Annotated in this window: 1 protein-coding gene; it reads left to right on the top strand. The window is 31.6% G+C overall.

Annotated features, from left to right (window positions below; genetic code table 11):
* On the top strand, nt 1-936 hold a 936-nt coding region (gene manA / locus LJD34_RS16030), incomplete at its 5' end, for a mannose-6-phosphate isomerase, class I (RefSeq protein ID WP_227360367.1).

Raw genomic sequence — 936 nt, 5'->3', positions numbered from 1 at the left:
ATGGGACATATTTTATGGGTAGAACCTGTATTTAAAGAAATGATTTGGGGAGGAAACCAACTTAAAGAAAAGTATGGCTATGCTATACCAAGTGATCAAACAGGAGAATGTTGGGCACCTTCAGCTCATCCTAATGGTGATAATACAATCAAAGAAGGTGAATTCAAAGGACAAACACTTTCAAAAGTCTTTGATGAACATCGTGAACTTTTTGGAAATATCAAAGATAAACAATTTCCATTGCTTGTAAAAATCATTGATGCTTGTAATGATTTATCTGTACAAGTTCATCCAAATGATGAATATGCTGGTCTTCATGAAAATTCATTAGGAAAGACAGAATGCTGGTATGTCTTAGACTGTAAAGAAGATACAAAGATGGTCATGGGACATCATGCTAAAACCAAAGAAGAACTTGTAAAAGCTATTGAAAATGATGATTATGATCAATTATTAAATAAGTTTGATATCAAAAAAGGAGATTTCTTCTATATTCCAAGTGGAACGATCCATGCTATCTGTAAAGGGTCATTGATCTATGAAGCACAACAATCATCAGATATCACATATCGAGTATATGATTATCATCGAAAAGATAAGGATGGAAATGAAAGACAACTACATGTAAAACAATCCATCGATGTGACAACAGTACCTTATAAACCATATGATCTAGCTAAACAAGTAGAAGAGACAATAGAAAATGGAACAAGAAAAGAGCTTGTATCATCTAACTATTTAACATTAAATAAATATGATATGACAGGCTATAATAAAGTAAAGAATGATAAACCATTCCAACTTGTATCAATCATTGAAGGACAAGGAACAGTAGAAGGAAAAGAAGTGAAAAAAGGAGATCATTTTGTAGTTTGTTCAGATCAAAAAGAAGTTGATTTTGATGGAACAATGACAGTAATGATTTGTACATTATAA

It is taken from the genome of Faecalibacillus sp. MSK20_93, assembly GCF_020589945.1.
Classification (GTDB): Bacteria; Bacillota_I; Bacilli_A; order Erysipelotrichales; family Coprobacillaceae; genus Faecalibacillus; species Faecalibacillus intestinalis.
The sequence above is the reverse complement of the archived record's forward strand: the minus strand, read 5'-3'. Positions and strand labels throughout refer to the sequence as shown.